The organism is Paenibacillus amylolyticus, assembly GCF_036894225.1.
Classification (GTDB): domain Bacteria; phylum Bacillota; class Bacilli; order Paenibacillales; family Paenibacillaceae; genus Paenibacillus; species Paenibacillus amylolyticus.
Window position 1 is genome coordinate 6,480,293 of sequence record NZ_CP145892.1, and the last position, 16,037, is coordinate 6,496,329.

Genomic DNA, 16,037 nt, shown 5'->3' on the forward strand with positions numbered 1-16,037 from the left:
GAAGAAAATCATTATGAATCGAGGTGAACACGTTGAAGCTGAAAAAAGTAAAATCACCAAGTCCCTGTATGATCACTCAAGCCATAGACATCATAGGCAAGAAGTGGGTACTGTTAATCATGTACCAACTGTTGTCCGGACCCAAGCGGTTTACGGAGCTTGAAGCAGAGATGGCGATCAGTGGACGACTTTTATCGGAGAGATTGAAGGAAATGGAGACGGAAGGTATCGTAACCCGACACATGTTTCCCGAGATACCTCCCCGTGTAGAGTATGAATTGACACCGAAAGGCAGAGCCATTGAACCTGTCATTGATCAGATCTACAGTTGGTCATCCGACTGGTTGAAACAGCAGAAATCCGAGTAGTTGAATTGCTACTTAATAATCTCTACTCAACATAAATACGCCTGAATCAGGCTGATCTGCGGATCATTCCCTGATTCAGGCGTATTTATATTACCTTCAACCTTTTAATGAGAGAGACGTTTTGAAGGCTGAAGCTGTACCGGCAGACCGGAATCTGCCGATGCCAGCGCCGCCGTCGTAATCTCCTGTGTACGGCAGGCATCCGCATAATCGGACAGAATTCGTGAACGGTCTCCCGTACGCAGGGCGTGAATGAACGCTTCATTCTCACGCTCGTATGGGTTATGTCCTGTCGGAATCTCCAGACCTGCCATCGCATGTTTTGCGGCACTTGGCAGAAGCAAACGTTCTGGCGTCCAATCCCACACACCTGCATCCGTGTAGAACTGGAGTCCTGCGCCGCCCTCTCCGTCTGGCAACAGACATGTATTGGCGATACTGGCAATCGCTCCACTTTCCAGCTTAAGCGTCACATTTGCCACATCGGCTACGGTCACATGTTCATGCTTCTCATGCATGCTTCGCTGAGCTGCTACAGCATATACCTCCGTAACTTCTCCTGCACAATACCGAAGCAAGTCTACAATATGTGTAGTCTGCTCTACGAATTGCCCTCCTGAACCGTCCTGACGCCGCCACCAGGCGACCCCTGGCATTCCGCCCATCCAGCGGCCAAGAGCCATGCCGACCGTCTGTTCTTTCATCGCTTGCCGCAGGACCTGCGCAGCCTCCTGATAACGGAAATGGTATCCTACAGAGGTTAACAATCCACTCTTTTGCACCTGATCCAACACCTGACGTGGAACGTCCATTCCAGTACTCAGCGGTTTCTCCACCAGGAATGGAATACCGCGGCGGATTAATTCGGACTCAATTGATCCGTGAGACATCGGAGGCACACAGATATACACCGCATCCAGCTTCTCACCATCCAGCATATGTTCAAGTTCCCCGTAACCAACAGCATCATAAACGAAGGCCATAGCCTCTGCCTTTTCGAGCGAAGTTCCACAGACACTCGCAACACGAACACCTTCCATCCGTGCGAGAATATCCGCGTGTACCTTACTGAACCAGCCTGTTCCAATGATTCCGATCTGTAATGTCATGGATGTAATCCCCTCTCTATGTTACACGCTTACATGTTCCATTCGACTCTCGATCTTGAAATCCTGCCTTAGATTTTGCCGGATGCTTCCAGCAACAGCTGATCCAGTTCCTGTGTATGTTTAACCACTTCCTCTTCTGACCAGTCCAAACGACCTGCCATATACGAGATAACTGCTGCTTTATAGCGACGAACTTCATTAATACGGAAGAATAAATTACCTGTTCTTCGTACCAAAAAGTCAGATGGAGTTGCAGCCATCTCTTCATCAATCGCGTAATGTAGCATAAGCAATAACTCCTGTGGCATGCCATGAAGATCGGACTTGGTGCGTGGATCGGGCATTCGCTCATACAGTGCCTCCACATTGGAACCATACGTGCGAACCAGCCGCTCCGCAGCAGGTCGGGCAAGCCCGAGAGCAACACCGTCCTTGATCTTGCGCTCCGCATACGATACAAATCCAGCCGATCCCCCTACATCACCGCCGGAGATGGGCATCTTCTTTGTTACACAAGGGCCTATGGAATGCCCACTCTCCTGCTCCATCTGGCGTGCGACCAGATCAACAACCATCTCGGCCATTTTACGGTACCCGGTTAACTTGCCCCCGGCAATCGTAATCAGATTGGATTCGGATACCCAGACTTCATCTTTACGTGATATTTCGGAAGGATTCTTGCCTTCCTCATGAATTAGTGGACGTACACCCGCCCATCCGGATTCCACGTCCTCGGTACCAATGTGTACATCTGGAAACATGCCATTAACTGCATCAATCACATAATCGCGATCCGCGTCGGAAATTTGCGGGTGTGCAGGATCGTCCTGATATACAGTGTCGGTTGTACCTACATAGGTTTTGCCATCACGTGGGACAGCAAATACCATTCGACCATCTGGTGTATCAAAATAGACGGCCTGTCTTAATGGGAATCGTTCACCATCAAAGACCAAATGAATGCCTTTGGTCATCTGCAGCGTTTTCCCCTGGCGCGAACCGTCCAATTCCCGCAGACCGTCCACCCATGGACCGGAAGCGTTGATCACCTTGCTTGCTTTCAGCATATATGCCTGACCGTCGATCTGATCCACGGCTTCAATACCTGTAATCTTGCCATTCTCCTTCAGGAAACCTTTCGCCTTAACGTAGTTCACTGCCTGTGCCCCACGTTTGACAGCTTCTTTCATAACCTCTATGGTGAGCCTGGCATCATCAGTCCGGTACTCCACATAGAGTCCACCACCCAACAACCCCTGTTTGCGTAACAGAGGTTCACTGTCTGACACTGCTCCAGCATTCAACATTTGGCGCCGTTCACTGCGCTTCACCCCGGCGAGCCGGTCGTACACCATCAGTCCAATGGATGTGCTGAAGCGGCCGAACGTGCCAGCCGTATAGATCGGTAACAACATCGGTTCCGGTGTGGTCACATGTGGCCCATTTTCATAAACTACAGCCCGCTCCCGTCCTACCTCAGCAACCATCTTCACTTCATATTGCTTCAAATAACGCAATCCGCCATGGACAAGTTTGGTCGAACGACTGGATGTACCTGCTGCAAAATCCTGCATTTCTACAAGCCCCGTCTTCAACCCACGCGAAGCCGCATCCAATGCAATCCCTGCGCCTGTAATCCCGCCACCAATAATCAATACGTCAAAATGTGCATTCGCCATATTTTGCAAATATTCGGTCCGTTGTGCTGACGAGAACGTTTCTGTCATTCTTGAACCTCCCATGATTTCCTTAATATTTCCGTAAAAAAAACAAAAAAAGGACCACGTCATTCGCTCAGCAATTGCTGAGCGGCACGTGGTCCCTCCCGATCTCCAGACATCATTTTTTAACTTGTGCCTTTATCCTATCACAGATTTTTGACGGCGTGAAGTCCTGAAATGACACATTATTCAAAAAAAATTCAAAAAGTTGTTCTGCCAAAGGATGGAATTTCAAATGAATCCACTAACCTTGTTTTTTTCCTTATAGTGGGTATATATTTTGCCTCCTCCAGGAAGAATAACCCTGTAAATCATGCATCATTTTCCACCAGTAAATATCATTTATAACATATGTTTAGTTAAAAAGTACAAATACCCACACCAAGAAATATTCATTTCATTTCTTTTATTTAAAAGCCATTGCTGCATTCACTGCACGCTTCCAGCCTGTATACAGTTCTGTTCGTTGTTGCTCAGCCATAACAGGCTGGAAGACACGCTCCGTATTTTCATGATCCGTCAATTCATCCGCACTCGTCCAATATCCTACCGCCAATCCTGCCAGATAAGCCGCACCCAATGCAGTCGTTTCATTCACCGTTGGGCGTTCGACAGGAATGCCCAGAATATCACTCTGGAACTGCATGAGGAAATCATTGGCCGCCGCTCCTCCATCCACACGCAGAGCATGCACGGGAATACCCGAGTCGGATTCCATTGCCTCCAGTACATCTTTGGTCTGATACGCCAATGCCTCAAGCGTAGCACGGATAAAGTGTTCCTTTGTCGTGCCTCGGGTCAGGCCAAACACCGCACCCTTAACCTCACTATCCCAATACGGACTGCCCAGTCCCACAAATGCAGGTACCATATAAACGCCGTCTGTCGAAGGCACACGTGAGGCGTAATCCTCGCTATCTTTTGAAGAGCGAAGCATTCTTAATCCATCACGCAGCCACTGAACCGCTGAACCTGCAACAAAAATGCTGCCTTCAAGCGCATATTCAACCTTGCCATTCATCCCCCAGGCAATCGTTGTAATCAGTCCGTGATTGGATTGTACCGGGTTCTCTCCCGTATTCATAAGCATGAAACAACCGGTACCATATGTATTTTTCATACTGCCCTTGGTGTAACAGCCCTGACCAAACATCGCTGCCTGTTGATCACCTGCCGCTCCCGCAATCGGAATCCGATGACCGAAGAAATGATAGTCTGTTGTGTGTGCATACACCTCGGACGAACCTCGCACTTCTGGTAGCATGGCCTTAGGAATGTCGAGGATATCCAACAATTCGTCATCCCATTGCAGATCATAGATGTTATAGATCAGAGTACGTGAGGCATTGGATATATCCGTGACATGTGTACCCCCGCTCAGTTTCCAGATCAGCCAGCTATCAATCGTGCCAAACAGCAGTTCACTCTTCTCTGCCCGCTCCCGGGCACCAGGGACATGATCCAGAATCCACTTCACCTTTGTTCCCGAGAAGTAGGGATCGATCAGTAATCCTGTTTTACGGCGGAAAAGGTCCCCGAGACCCTGCGTCTTCAATTCTTCACAGATATCTGCGGTCTGTCTGGATTGCCATACCACTGCATTATAGATGGGTCTGCCTGTTTCTTTGTCCCATACCACAACGGTCTCACGTTGATTCGTAATTCCAATTCCGGCAATCTGGACAGGTTTAATTCCGCTCTCTGCCAGACATGAAGCCATCACGGCAAGAATGGAACTCCAGATTTCGTTGGCATTCTGCTCTACCCAGCCCGGTTTGGGGAAATATTGAGGGAATTCCTGCTGTGCAATGTGCACAATCTCCCCGTCACGGTTAAATAGAATAGCTCGGGAGCTTGTTGTTCCCTGATCCAGAGCCAATATATATTTTTCCATACAGCCAACCTCCTGTTGTGGGTTCTTTTTAAGGTGTAAGCGATTTCTCGAAATGTCGGATCAGATCTGTGTTGGATGTGGTCACTGCCGTAGCCCCGACGCCAAGCGCAAGTTCAACCTCTTCCGGTGAACGGATCAATCCCCCTGCAATAATGGGTATCCCTGTACGCACAGATACTTCCGCAATAATATGCGGAATGACGCCAGGTAATACTTCAATATAGTCCGGTTGAGTTTTGGCCAGCAGCAGATAACTTTTCTCCAGCGCATGGGTATCGAGCAGAAAAATACGTTGAATCGCTGTAATGCCTTTCTGCTTTGCCTTCTGAATGACACTCGCTCGCGTAGAGATCAGTCCTGCCGGGCGAATGTGCTGACACAGATACTCTGCCGCATACTCATCATTCTTCAATCCTTGGACCAGATCTGCATGCAAAAGTATCTTTTTGTCGTACCGCCGAGCCTCGTCCATTACACTCTGAAGCTGTGCAATATGCGTTTCCAGCATCACCCCATAGGTATAAGGGCCTTCAATCATCGCTTCAAACTGCTTCATGCTCTTTGCAGCCGGCAATATACGTTGTCCCTCAAATGGCACCTTGGTTCCTCCCGCATTCATCAGATGACTATATTGTATAATCCGCACTGCGGGAACGGCAAGCCATTCCGTGAATCAGGAAAACCTGATCGCTACCCTATCATCCATAGCAAAAAGCCGCTGTTGTACTTCTCCATAACAGAGAGTACATCAACGGCTAGCCGTCTATTCGTATACGTCTATAAATAATGATTAACCCTGCGCATGCGGAAGCAGCGTCTCTGCCCCAGCCCAACCATCACTTTCTGCCAAGTGACCGGAACGGTTCACTTTCGTTTGCAGATATTTCTCGTTGAAAGCAGAGCGATCTCCCCATAGTGGCACACGTCCGCCCACATTTAATCCCGCTTCCTGCAAAGCAGCCAGCTTCCGTGGATTGTTGGTGATCAATGTAACCGGTGCGGAGCGAAGTGTACGCAGCACAGCAATCGCATCGTCATAATTACGAGCATCGTCTGTGAATCCGAGTTGCAAGTTTGCATCTACCGTATCCAGACCTTCTTCTTGCAAAATGTACGCCATGGCTTTGCTGAACAGACCAATGCCACGTCCCTCATGGTTCGCAAGATAGAACAGTGCACCCGCTCCGTGAGCGGCGATCATTTTCATGGATTGCTCCAATTGGAAGCCGCAATCACAGCGTTTGCTGCCAAAGATGTCGCCTGTATGACAGATGCTATGCATCCGAATCAGCGCTTCTTGTGCTTCAGCAAAGTCACCATACACCAGAACACTGGATTGTTGACGCTCTGCCAGTTCAGCTTCAGCAAGAGATTCAATTAACTCGCCGCTCTCCATCGCTTTGTCCGATTTCATCCAGCTATACCACTGGAATGTCTTGGTCTCCCCATCGAGGTTTACCGGGAGTTTGATTGGCCCCACCAAGTATATGAACTCTTTTCCACTCGGAAAAGTCTGAATTTTGGGGGCAAGCAGTTGAATAATATGTGAATTGATCATTGTCGTTCCTCCTGTTTAGGCCAACTTGTCTGTTGATTGATTCGCATCCAAAGCGAAAATGGATCACTTGGACGTTATATAGTACGTATCTATATTATTCTCATCATCATTAGTTACTTTATGTAAGTTAGTTTAGAATAAAAATTATAATGTGTCAAGTAACTTTTATTTTTAAAGTAACTACCCAATTTATGTTACGCAATTGACACAAATATGTGTTTCATTTTAGGAATATTGGGTATGAGTTTATAAACTGCTCATACACTAATGTTGTAGTCCAAAGCACTTCATGCCTCGAACTTAACGATGAGGGGGTAATACACATGATCCGCCGGAAAAGAACTTGCTGGACAGCCATACTGATGGTCTGCGTCCTGCTCATAAGCGGATGCTCCATCTGGCCCGGACAGGACGATTCAGCGAACAATAAAAAGGTAGCGCTTACATTATGGTACTGGAATCGTTCCATCGATGATAAGTTGATTGCCAGGGCTAAGGAAAAGTTCCCCAATATCGAACTGACAGCTCAGAAAATCGGCGGTGATTTCAAAGCAAAACTCAAAACAACACTCGCTGCACGCTCAGGTGAACCAGACATTGTAGCATTGAACGACTGGATCATGGAGCTATTCCCCAGTGAGGACCGTTTCTATAATCTGTATGATCTCGGTGCAGGAGATATTGAAGACCAATATCTGCCGTGGAAATGGAAGCAAGGCGTTACGCCAAGCGGACAGATGATTGGTTTCCCGATGGATACGGGGCCAACAGCCCTCTTCTACCGAGAAGATCTGTTTAAGGAGGCCGGACTGCCATCTGATCCCGAAGACGTTACACGTCAGATCAACAGCTGGGATGCATATGCTGCTGCCGGAGAACAGCTCAAGGAAAAATTCGGAGGCAAGGTTTTTCTAACCGACAATATTGCAACCGTTTACAATCAAGTCATATCGCAGTCTGCGGAGCGTTATTTCCGGCCGGACGGGTCCTTTATCGGCATGGATTCCCCTATTGTGGGCAAGAGCTGGGATACGGCCGTTGCTTTCAAAGAGAAGGGACTGCTAGCCAATGCAGATGGCTGGACTCCAAGCTGGAACGCCGCGATGAATAATGGCGAAATCGCCTCTTTCGTGGGCGCTGTCTGGATGAAACAAGTTCTTCAGGAAGCCGCTCCAGATACATCCGGGAAGTGGCGGGTCGCTCGGGCACCAGGGGGAGATGGCAACAACGGAGGATCATTCCTGTCCATCCTGAAGTCGAGTGAACATCCTCAGGAAGCCTTTGAACTGGTTCGCTGGCTGCAAAGTCCCGAAAATCAACTGGAGCAATATCAGACACTAAACCTGTTCCCTTCTGCACCAGGTGTGTTTGATGATCCTGCCATGAAAGAAAAAGAACCTTTCTTCGGTGGACAGGCGACAGGGCCTGTATTTGCCGAATCGGCACAGGATGTGCCGGATGCTTTCTTTGGCGAAAGATACCCATCCGTACACAACATTATCACTCGACGGCTGAATGATGTCGCGAAGCAAAATGCCGATCCACAGCAGGTCTGGACGGATACGGTACACCGCGTCGAGCGGGAATTGCAGCGTTAACCTGAACAACGTGTGGTTTCGTTATCCGCAAAGGAGGAATTCATATGGCTGTAACTGAACCTCGTCTTACTCCCGATCCCGGAAATGCAAGACCTGATCTGGGTCGGCAGAAGTCACTGTGGGCCAGAATGTGGGAGCATCGTGCACTTTATGTTGCGATATCGCCGTTTTATATTCTGTTTGCGGTATTTGGGCTGTTCCCGATTGGGTTCTCACTCTATCTGGCTTTTCATAAATGGGATGGCATCGGTGTCATGACGTTTAACGGACTCAACAATTTCAAATACATGCTGACCGATGCCGAGTTCTGGCAAGCCGTGGGCAACACGTTCATGATCTGGATCTATTCGACGATTCCGATGCTCTTTTTCGCCCTGATTATTGCCTTTTTGCTACATGCACCATTTGTGAAGTTTCGTACCCTGTTTCGGGTCGGTTATTTTCTGCCAAACGTCACATCCATCGTGGCGGTAGCCATTATCTTCGGTGCTTTATTTGCCAACAATTATGGCTTTCTCAATTATCTGTTGCAGTCGGTCGGACTACCGGTTGTGGAGTGGCTTAATGCACCATGGGGCATTAAAGTCGCAATCTCCTCCATGGTGGTCTGGCGCTGGACCGGATATAACGCCGTCATCTATCTGGCCGGACTTCAGAGTATTCCGCAGACATTATACGAAGCGGCTAAGATTGATGGCGCATCAGCGATACAGTCCTTTTTCCGAATTACAATTCCGATGTTGCGTCCTGTGATCCTGTTTACGGTCATTACATCAACGATTGGCGGTATGCAACTGTTCACCGAGCCACAAGTATTGGTAGGCAATGATGGTGGCGCAGGTGCAGCAGGCATGACGATTGTATTGTACCTCTACCGTGAATCCTTCATTAACAATTACTTCGGATATGGCGCTGCCGTTGGTTGGGGCATGTTCCTCATTATCGCCCTGTTCTCGATTGTGAACTGGAAGCTTGTTCAAGGCAAATCATCCTGATGTGATAAGGGGGAGCGCACATGGCGACCAAACACCTCAAATCGCTGGTGTTGTATACCGGTCTTATCGGGGGCATGCTCATATCCATGTTCCCGTTCTATTGGCTGATTGTAATGTCTACCCGGACAACGTCCGATATCTACAAGTTTCCACCCCAGCTCTGGTTCGGGGGCGAACTGTGGAATAATATCACGCGGGTGTTGCAGCAGATTGATTTCTGGGGCGCCTTTCTGAATACGTTGTTTGTGTCAGGCCTCGTGACCATTCTGGTGCTGTTTTTTGACTCACTGGCGGGGTTTGCGTTTGCGAAGTTTGAATTTCCCGGCAAAAAGTGGCTCTTCATCTTGCTGCTCGCAACCATGATGGTACCTTCCCAGCTGTCGCTGGTGCCTTCCTTCGTACTCATGGCTACGTTCGGTTGGGTCGGTTCCTTCAAAGCTCTCATTATTCCGGGCATGGTGAACGCCTTCGGCATCTTCTGGATTCGCCAGTATGCAACAGAGTCCATTCCCAACGATCTGCTGGATGCGGGCCGCATCGACGGCTGTAATTTCTTCCGGCTCTATTGGAACGTGGCGCTGCCAATTCTGCGACCTGCCTTTGCTTTCCTCGGCGCGTTCACCTTTATCGGCGTATGGAATGATTATCTGTGGCCTTTGATCGTCCTGACGGATGAACGCAAATATACGTTGCAGATTGCGTTGTCTCAATTAAACGGACTGTATAACACAGACTATGCCATGGTCATCGCGGGTACGTTGCTTGCCGTCATTCCGCTCATCGTTATGTTCCTGTTCATCAGCCGCCAGTTTATTTCGGATATTGCCGCAGGGGCGGTGAAGGACTAAGATTGTGGCATTTTGATCCATCCCTCAAGTCTGATATTCTTATCTATAGATGAAATAACAGATGCCATATAAGTTGGATGAATAGCACCACCTTATATATTTAAGAAAGAGGGATGACTAAATGGCTTCTTCACCCTATATGATCGGCGTAGATATCGGCACGACCTCTACCAAGGCCGTCTTGTTCGAACAGAACGGAACCATTGTGGCTCAAGGCAGTGCCGATTATCCGCTACACACCCCCACACCTGCGATTGCGGAGCAGGATGCGGAAGATATTTTCAAAGCAGTCATCGAATCCGTTAAACAGGCCACGTCCAAAGCGGGAGTGAAGCCAGAGGAGATCCTGTTTGTATCGTTCAGTTCAGCGATGCATAGCATTCTGCCTGTCGATCAACAAGGCAAACCGCTGATGCGGGCCATGACATGGGCAGATAATCGCAGTGCCGAGTGGACCGAAGCACTCAAATCGGAGATGAATGGTCACGAAATCTATCTGAGAACAGGTACGCCGATTCATCCGATGTCCCCCCTCACCAAGATCATGTGGCTCACCCGGGATCAACCGGAACTTTTCAGACAGACATACAAATTCATATCCATGAAAGAATATGTCTTCTATAAATTATTTTCCGAATACGTCATTGATCACTCCATGGCCTCCGCAACCGGACTCATGAATCTGGAGAAACTCGACTGGGATGCAGAAGCGCTGCATGTAGCGGGCATTACGCCGGAACACTTGTCCCGATTGGTCCCAACCACACATGTGCTGAAACATGGGTTGCACCCGGACTACGCCAAAGAGATGGGCATTGCGGTCACCACACCATTTGTCATCGGTGCAAGTGATGGTGTGCTCTCCAATCTGGGCGTGAACGCCATTGATCCGGGCGTCGTGGCCGTGACCATTGGTACCAGTGGAGCGATTCGTACAGTCGTAGACAAACCGGTGACCGATCCAAAAGGACGCTTCTTCTGTTATGCGCTCACGGAGGATGCCTGGGTCATTGGCGGACCAGTGAATAACGGCGGTGTTATTTTCCGCTGGATTCGGGACGAGTTTGCGGCTTCCGAGGTCGAGACCGCGAAACGACTTGGCATCGATCCATATGAAGTGCTCACTCGTGTCGCAGAAAACGTACCTCCGGGTTCGGAAGGTCTCTTGTTCCATCCGTATATGACAGGTGAGCGGGCTCCGCTCTGGAATCCCAATGCACGGGGTTCGTTTTTCGGCCTGACGCTGCATCATAAGAAAGAACATATGATTCGGGCCGCGCTCGAAGGTGTGTTGTTTAACCTGTACACGGTCATGCTGGCGATCGAAGAAAAGATTGGCCGACCGAAAAAAATTCAGGCCACAGGCGGCTTCGCCCGCTCTGAGTTGTGGCGCCAGATGATGGCCGATATTTTCGATCAGGATGTCATCATCCCCGAAAGTATTGAAAGCTCCTGTCTCGGCGCAGCCGTACTGGGCTTGTACGCCCTTGGCCGCATCGATTCCCTGAGCGCCGTCTCCGGCATGATCGGATCAACGCATCGGCACCAACCAGACCCGGACAGTGTCCGCGTGTACCGTGAACTGCTGCCGATCTTCATCCGCATCTCCCGTAAGTTTGAAGAAGAGTATGCGGATATCGCTGCTTTTCAGAATAAGACGATGCAGGGATAAGGGCGGCAGTAGATTGCATGTAGGATGACCGGAGAACGGGACGATGTGAGGGCTAGAAGGTTAAAAGCCTAGGATGTTGCAACACGTTGGACGGTCAAAAGTTGAGATGGAATAGCTAACGAATCGTAGACATCTTATATGAGGTTTATAGCATGTTTTCAAAATCTAACGAACCTGAGCCACCTTATATCGGCTTACATGGGCACAAAACTGATCTAGAACCTAATATGTAGCCAATTAACTTGTCTGTGGTTCGTTAGAAAATCACTTTTGCCAAATACCCTCCAATAGCATGTGTACAGTTCGTTAGAATTAATACGAGATATCGTAAGTTAAAGAGACCCACCCCGCCATGGTTATGTCCATATGGGAATGGGCTTTTTTTCATGCACAGACTATATAAACTCTATTTAGATTGGATCAAATTTATCTCTCATCATACTTGGAGCTTCCCTTTATGTTCTATTAAAGTATCCAGGGGCCGCCACAGCAACCGTCCTAAAATAGAAAAATCTCTTTTCCAGTTCCTGATTCTCTGGCGTAAACTCGGTCAGAAACTCAACTGAATTCATCATTTCTTCGGTCATCACGCTAGGTCTCCACAAAGCCAATTGGATATCTTTGAAAATAAAAGAAAATCCCAACTCCGCATCGATGTCTCGAGTATATGGTGTCTTACTATCTATTAGCTTAACGAGATCATCAGCCTTTGTTCGAAAAACATCAATATTATCATATGTAAGGACAACATCAGATTCATCAGGTGGATAATCGTGTGGATTAGTTACTTCAATGAAATAGAGTTTATGTTCCGAATCATACTCCATTTGGTTGTAGAGCTGACTAATCTCCGGGGTGATGCACTCAATGATCTCTTCTACCTCTGATTTACTCATTCCCAACTTAAATGGTCCAATACCGACCATCGGTATGACCTCTAAAGGTTCCATGACGTTTCGGTTCCCAACTTCGTTCATGTAGTTCACTCCTCTTTATTCCAACAAATAAGAATTATAACGTTCATCCCTTTATTCTAATCCTACCCTAAAAAGAAGGATTGAACATGTTGGGTATAACAAAACCCCACAGCATGAAAAAGCGGTGGAGTTAAGGTTTCCTATCTTTTATTGATTCAGATTTCTAACAACTATAGAACTGAAATCCTAGATTTTAATTACTGATTATACTTGCTGAACGCATTCTGGTCGGCCTGTACATTCTCCAGATACACGATCTGCCCCGCATCATTCACACGAGCGATATCAATGCCTGCTTTGGCATATACCGTTCCGTCTGCCGCTTGTCCGCACACCGCCCAGTTCGTTTGGTAGCTGCCGTCAGGCTGTTGCACCCACGCGTCCCACATATGTTTTACATCCTTATTGTATTCGTAGAAAGCTTTCATAAAACCATCGAATCCTGTTCGGCTGGTGCCGTTAAGCACAATCTCTGCGTCCGGTGTAAACAGGGACAATAAGTCCTGCATGGCGCGCTCGTCTGTACGTGAAGCATCAAATAAACGGAAATAGTTGTTCAACAGTGTAGTGGTACTCATAGTACTCATTTATATTCCTCCTAGAATAAAAAGCCGTTTTCCAATCTTTCAGTTCGAATATTTTCGAACTATTGAAAAGAAATGTATCACACTTCTTATACTGCCTGCAAGAAATATATAAGTTGAGACCGACTTTTACACTAACACGGAGAGTGCAGAACCAATCTGAAGAAGCGAAGCGTTCGCCTTTATCACCGGATTTTTCCCTTGGACCAAGGGAATAAAGAAAATCTGGGGATAAGAGCGATCGAAAGATGGTACTGCAATCGGAGTAAACAAGTGTAATAGTTACAAGTTCAACTTCTATAGTTCGAAATATTTCAAACATTGAAAGACAAAGCCGATTATGCTAACGTCATAGATATGAGAACTCCAACGATACCTATGGCTTCGGAACTGAAGCTGACCACGGTCTGCAATGCATTGGGCGATCCGATCCGCATGAAAATTGCACACTGTCTGGCCAGTTCTGGCGAGAAAAACTGTTCCGCCTTCGAAGTAGACCATATTTCCAAATCCACGTTGTCCCATCACATCAAAATTTTACGTGAAGCTGGCGTGATACAGCCACGCATTGAAGGTAAACAGCACTTTTATTCCCTACGAAAGGAAGAGCTAAACACACGTTTTCCAGGCCTCGTCGAGATGATTCTGAATACAACCGAGGAATACGTAAATTAAAGTAAGCAGGTCTAAGATTGAAGAACCACTTTCATCATAATCGCAATTACCATAAGGGAGGCTAACCACATGGACAAAAAGGCGGCAAAGATACTGCTGAGTACCTTCTGGGGTGGTGGCGGCTGGAAAACAACCTCTGTACCCTTCTCTGGAGATGAATTTGAATATGCCAAAAGCAAAGGTGTTATGTTTGATCCACTCACGATCACGCATGACGAGATTGTCCAGCGTCTATACGACATGCATCAGGATGACTCGTTCAAGGAACGGGTGATTTCGGCCTTTTTACATAGTCTGTCCACCAAAAAAGTCTATCTGCGCAGCGCATTATCCAGCTGGGCTTTAACATCGAACATGCCTTTACACACCTATGCGGAACGCCCTGCCCTTCACCCTAACACCAGTGCCTGTGGAGATTGTAACTTCCTGCGTTTGCAGTCAGACAAGGAATATTCCAATGTCGACTTAAACGTCCTTAATTTTGAACGGATCAAGTGGGGCGGCGTGCGTCACGGCTGGCTTATCTATTGCCTGATGGATCTGGAATTACTGCTTCAGGACAACGATGCAAACTATGAAGTAACTCCTGAAGACCAAGCCATCCTGGTCAACCTGCTTGAAGCAGCTCAGACGGAAGACCCCAAAGACAGTGCTCGCTCACTTGAGAAAAAGTGGAAGGATCTCTTCCCCTCCAGCAAACAGGAGCGAGATGCCCTGCTGGAAATCTGGGCGGCAGCAGGCATACTGGTTCCTGGAGATAAACCGAGAAAACGCAAAGGTGGTTCCAGCGATTTTGTCTTTGCAGCAACCTGGCAAGGTGATGATGGATATCATACAGAAGCCGTAAAACATTATTTCGGCTCCTATCTTCCTCACATGCAATAAAACCTGAACTTTTGCTCACCTTTGCATACATCTGGTTACAATAATGACATCGACAGATTTCCTGTTTAACTCGTATAATAAGGGGAAATTGGTAGATGGGAGTGAAACAAGCGAGTTTATGGTATACATACTGGCTTTTATAGTGTCTTTTGCTGTCGTGGTTCTGCTTATTCCACCGCTTGGTCGATTGGCTCACCGGCTCGATTTTGTGGACAAGCCTCGGGAAGATGTGGAGCGTAAGCTACACAGGCAACCTATCCCGCTCACGGCGAGTTACGCGATATTTACTGGATTTTTCCTGACATACATTGCTCTAACGAAAGAAATCACATGGGAAACAGCGGCTCTGGTCGCTGGTGGTATGCTTCTGCTAACGATTGGTACCGTCGACGACTGGTACAAAACAAAAGGCAAAGATTTTCCTGCCCTGCCCAAAATGCTCGTACAAGTCTCTGCGGCAGTACTCGTATTTGCTTCTGGCATTGCGTTCACCGGATTTGTGAATCCCTTCAACGCGGAATATGTCATGCTTCCGATCTGGCTGCAATTCATTCTCACGATCCTGTGGATCTTCGGGGTGACAACAGTCATCAACTTCTCGGACGGCATGGACGGACTGGCTGGCGGGTTATCGGCCATCTCGGCAATTACCCTGTTCATCGTGGCGCTTGCCAAAGGTCAAAGTGATTCCGCACTCATGTCGATCATTCTGGTCGGTGTAACGATTGGTTATCTGAAGTACAACAAAGCTCCTGCCAAAGTGTTCATGGGTGATGCAGGCGCTACGTTCCTTGGCTTCATTCTGGCGGTTATCGCTCTGGATGGTGCATTCAAACAAGCAACCATGTTGTCCATCTTCATTCCGATTTTGGCGCTGGGTGTACCGATCTTCGACAACATCTTTGTCGTTATCAAACGTTTCATTCAAGGTAAAGCGATCTATCAGGCCGATGCGAGTCAAGCCCATTATCGGTTGCTGCGTGCCGGATTGAATCAAAATCAGGTGGTGGGTGTGCTGTATCTAGTCAGCACATGTCTGTGTCTATCCTCCATTATTCTGATGTTAGTGGAGTTGTAAAACCAAAATAACGATGAAAATAATAGAAGCCACCTTCATTGCATTGAGGGTGGCTTTCTTATGATGTTTTTTTGG

Annotated in this window: 15 protein-coding genes; 8 read left to right on the top strand and 7 right to left on the bottom strand. The window is 47.8% G+C overall.

Annotated features, from left to right (window positions below; genetic code table 11):
- The first annotated feature begins 68 nt into the window (after nt 1–68).
- Entirely contained in the window at nt 69–368 is a 300-nt protein-coding gene (locus V6668_RS28525; protein WP_026081419.1) for a winged helix-turn-helix transcriptional regulator, read from the top strand.
- A gap of 104 nt (nt 369–472) precedes the next feature.
- Here the strand turns inward: V6668_RS28525 and V6668_RS28530 are convergent, their stop codons facing one another.
- From V6668_RS28530 to V6668_RS28550, 5 genes are all read right to left on the bottom strand, one after another.
- Nucleotides 473–1,477 carry a Gfo/Idh/MocA family oxidoreductase gene (locus tag V6668_RS28530; RefSeq protein WP_338707256.1) on the bottom strand — a complete coding sequence of 335 codons (1,005 nt, stop codon included), beginning with the start codon at nt 1,475–1,477 and terminating at the stop codon, nt 473–475.
- A 68-nt stretch (nt 1,478–1,545) separates the two neighbouring features.
- Complete coding sequence (locus tag V6668_RS28535; RefSeq protein WP_338707257.1) at nt 1,546–3,204, bottom strand: glycerol-3-phosphate dehydrogenase/oxidase; 1,659 nt, start codon at nt 3,202–3,204, stop codon at nt 1,546–1,548.
- A gap of 400 nt (nt 3,205–3,604) precedes the next feature.
- The gene (gene glpK / locus V6668_RS28540) at nt 3,605–5,092 is read right to left on the bottom strand and encodes a glycerol kinase GlpK (RefSeq protein WP_338707258.1); all 1,488 of its coding nucleotides are present in this window, start codon (nt 5,090–5,092) and stop codon (nt 3,605–3,607) included.
- 28 nt (nt 5,093–5,120) lie between these two features.
- Nucleotides 5,121–5,690 (bottom strand): glycerol-3-phosphate responsive antiterminator, encoded by a 570-nt coding sequence (locus tag V6668_RS28545; protein WP_074092664.1) that lies wholly within the window; start codon nt 5,688–5,690, stop codon nt 5,121–5,123.
- Between the two features lie 192 nt (nt 5,691–5,882).
- A complete protein-coding gene (locus tag V6668_RS28550; RefSeq protein ID WP_315372491.1) occupies nt 5,883–6,650 on the bottom strand; it encodes a GTP cyclohydrolase II in 768 nt (255 codons plus the stop codon).
- A 323-nt stretch (nt 6,651–6,973) separates the two neighbouring features.
- On the opposite strand from V6668_RS28550, the gene V6668_RS28555 reads away from it, so the two are divergent.
- From V6668_RS28555 to gntK, 4 genes are all read left to right on the top strand, one after another.
- Nucleotides 6,974–8,248 (top strand): ABC transporter substrate-binding protein, encoded by a 1,275-nt coding sequence (locus V6668_RS28555; protein WP_053061379.1) that lies wholly within the window; start codon nt 6,974–6,976, stop codon nt 8,246–8,248.
- A gap of 128 nt (nt 8,249–8,376) precedes the next feature.
- Nucleotides 8,377–9,243 (top strand): carbohydrate ABC transporter permease, encoded by an 867-nt coding sequence (locus V6668_RS28560; protein WP_036613110.1) that lies wholly within the window; start codon nt 8,377–8,379, stop codon nt 9,241–9,243.
- 20 nt (nt 9,244–9,263) lie between these two features.
- Complete coding sequence (locus tag V6668_RS28565) at nt 9,264–10,091, top strand: carbohydrate ABC transporter permease (protein ID WP_036612996.1); 828 nt, start codon at nt 9,264–9,266, stop codon at nt 10,089–10,091.
- 121 nt (nt 10,092–10,212) lie between these two features.
- Nucleotides 10,213–11,763, top strand: coding sequence for a gluconokinase (gene gntK, locus V6668_RS28570; RefSeq protein WP_338707259.1), 1,551 nt, complete (start codon nt 10,213–10,215; stop codon nt 11,761–11,763).
- Nucleotides 11,764–12,218: 455 nt separating this feature from the next.
- Here the strand turns inward: gntK and V6668_RS28575 are convergent, their stop codons facing one another.
- Together V6668_RS28575 and V6668_RS28580 are read right to left on the bottom strand one after the other, a co-directional pair.
- Nucleotides 12,219–12,740 carry a hypothetical protein gene (locus V6668_RS28575; RefSeq protein WP_083684522.1) on the bottom strand — a complete coding sequence of 174 codons (522 nt, stop codon included), beginning with the start codon at nt 12,738–12,740 and terminating at the stop codon, nt 12,219–12,221.
- A gap of 197 nt (nt 12,741–12,937) precedes the next feature.
- The gene (locus V6668_RS28580) at nt 12,938–13,327 is read right to left on the bottom strand and encodes a nuclear transport factor 2 family protein (RefSeq protein ID WP_047840828.1); all 390 of its coding nucleotides are present in this window, start codon (nt 13,325–13,327) and stop codon (nt 12,938–12,940) included.
- 354 nt (nt 13,328–13,681) lie between these two features.
- On the opposite strand from V6668_RS28580, the gene V6668_RS28585 reads away from it, so the two are divergent.
- The 3 genes from V6668_RS28585 to V6668_RS28595 all read left to right on the top strand — a co-directional run bounded on the left by V6668_RS28585 (nt 13,682) and on the right by V6668_RS28595 (nt 15,962).
- Nucleotides 13,682–13,999 carry a metalloregulator ArsR/SmtB family transcription factor gene (locus V6668_RS28585; protein WP_338707260.1) on the top strand — a complete coding sequence of 106 codons (318 nt, stop codon included), beginning with the start codon at nt 13,682–13,684 and terminating at the stop codon, nt 13,997–13,999.
- Nucleotides 14,000–14,068: 69 nt separating this feature from the next.
- Nucleotides 14,069–14,884: a hypothetical protein gene (locus V6668_RS28590; RefSeq protein WP_338707261.1), complete on the top strand. Its 816-nt coding sequence runs from the start codon at nt 14,069–14,071 to the stop codon at nt 14,882–14,884.
- A gap of 118 nt (nt 14,885–15,002) precedes the next feature.
- Nucleotides 15,003–15,962 carry an MraY family glycosyltransferase gene (locus tag V6668_RS28595; protein WP_036613004.1) on the top strand — a complete coding sequence of 320 codons (960 nt, stop codon included), beginning with the start codon at nt 15,003–15,005 and terminating at the stop codon, nt 15,960–15,962.
- The last annotated feature ends 75 nt before the right edge of the window (nt 15,963–16,037 follow it).

What these genes read in the sequence shown, in the direction of transcription:
- glpK (WP_338707258.1), bottom strand. Translation starts at nt 5,092, where the DNA reads ATGGAAAAATATATATTGGCTCTGGATCAGGGAACAACAAGCTCCCGA.
- V6668_RS28595 (WP_036613004.1), top strand. Translation starts at nt 15,003, where the DNA reads ATGGTATACATACTGGCTTTTATAGTGTCTTTTGCTGTCGTGGTTCTG.
- V6668_RS28585 (WP_338707260.1), top strand. Translation starts at nt 13,682, where the DNA reads ATGAGAACTCCAACGATACCTATGGCTTCGGAACTGAAGCTGACCACG.
- V6668_RS28565 (WP_036612996.1), top strand. Translation starts at nt 9,264, where the DNA reads ATGGCGACCAAACACCTCAAATCGCTGGTGTTGTATACCGGTCTTATC.
- V6668_RS28535 (WP_338707257.1), bottom strand. Translation starts at nt 3,204, where the DNA reads ATGACAGAAACGTTCTCGTCAGCACAACGGACCGAATATTTGCAAAAT.
- V6668_RS28530 (WP_338707256.1), bottom strand. Translation starts at nt 1,477, where the DNA reads ATGACATTACAGATCGGAATCATTGGAACAGGCTGGTTCAGTAAGGTA.
- gntK (WP_338707259.1), top strand. Translation starts at nt 10,213, where the DNA reads ATGGCTTCTTCACCCTATATGATCGGCGTAGATATCGGCACGACCTCT.
- V6668_RS28590 (WP_338707261.1), top strand. Translation starts at nt 14,069, where the DNA reads ATGGACAAAAAGGCGGCAAAGATACTGCTGAGTACCTTCTGGGGTGGT.
- V6668_RS28580 (WP_047840828.1), bottom strand. Translation starts at nt 13,327, where the DNA reads ATGAGTACTATGAGTACCACTACACTGTTGAACAACTATTTCCGTTTA.
- V6668_RS28555 (WP_053061379.1), top strand. Translation starts at nt 6,974, where the DNA reads ATGATCCGCCGGAAAAGAACTTGCTGGACAGCCATACTGATGGTCTGC.
- V6668_RS28550 (WP_315372491.1), bottom strand. Translation starts at nt 6,650, where the DNA reads ATGATCAATTCACATATTATTCAACTGCTTGCCCCCAAAATTCAGACT.
- V6668_RS28575 (WP_083684522.1), bottom strand. Translation starts at nt 12,740, where the DNA reads ATGAACGAAGTTGGGAACCGAAACGTCATGGAACCTTTAGAGGTCATA.
- V6668_RS28560 (WP_036613110.1), top strand. Translation starts at nt 8,377, where the DNA reads ATGTGGGAGCATCGTGCACTTTATGTTGCGATATCGCCGTTTTATATT.
- V6668_RS28525 (WP_026081419.1), top strand. Translation starts at nt 69, where the DNA reads ATGATCACTCAAGCCATAGACATCATAGGCAAGAAGTGGGTACTGTTA.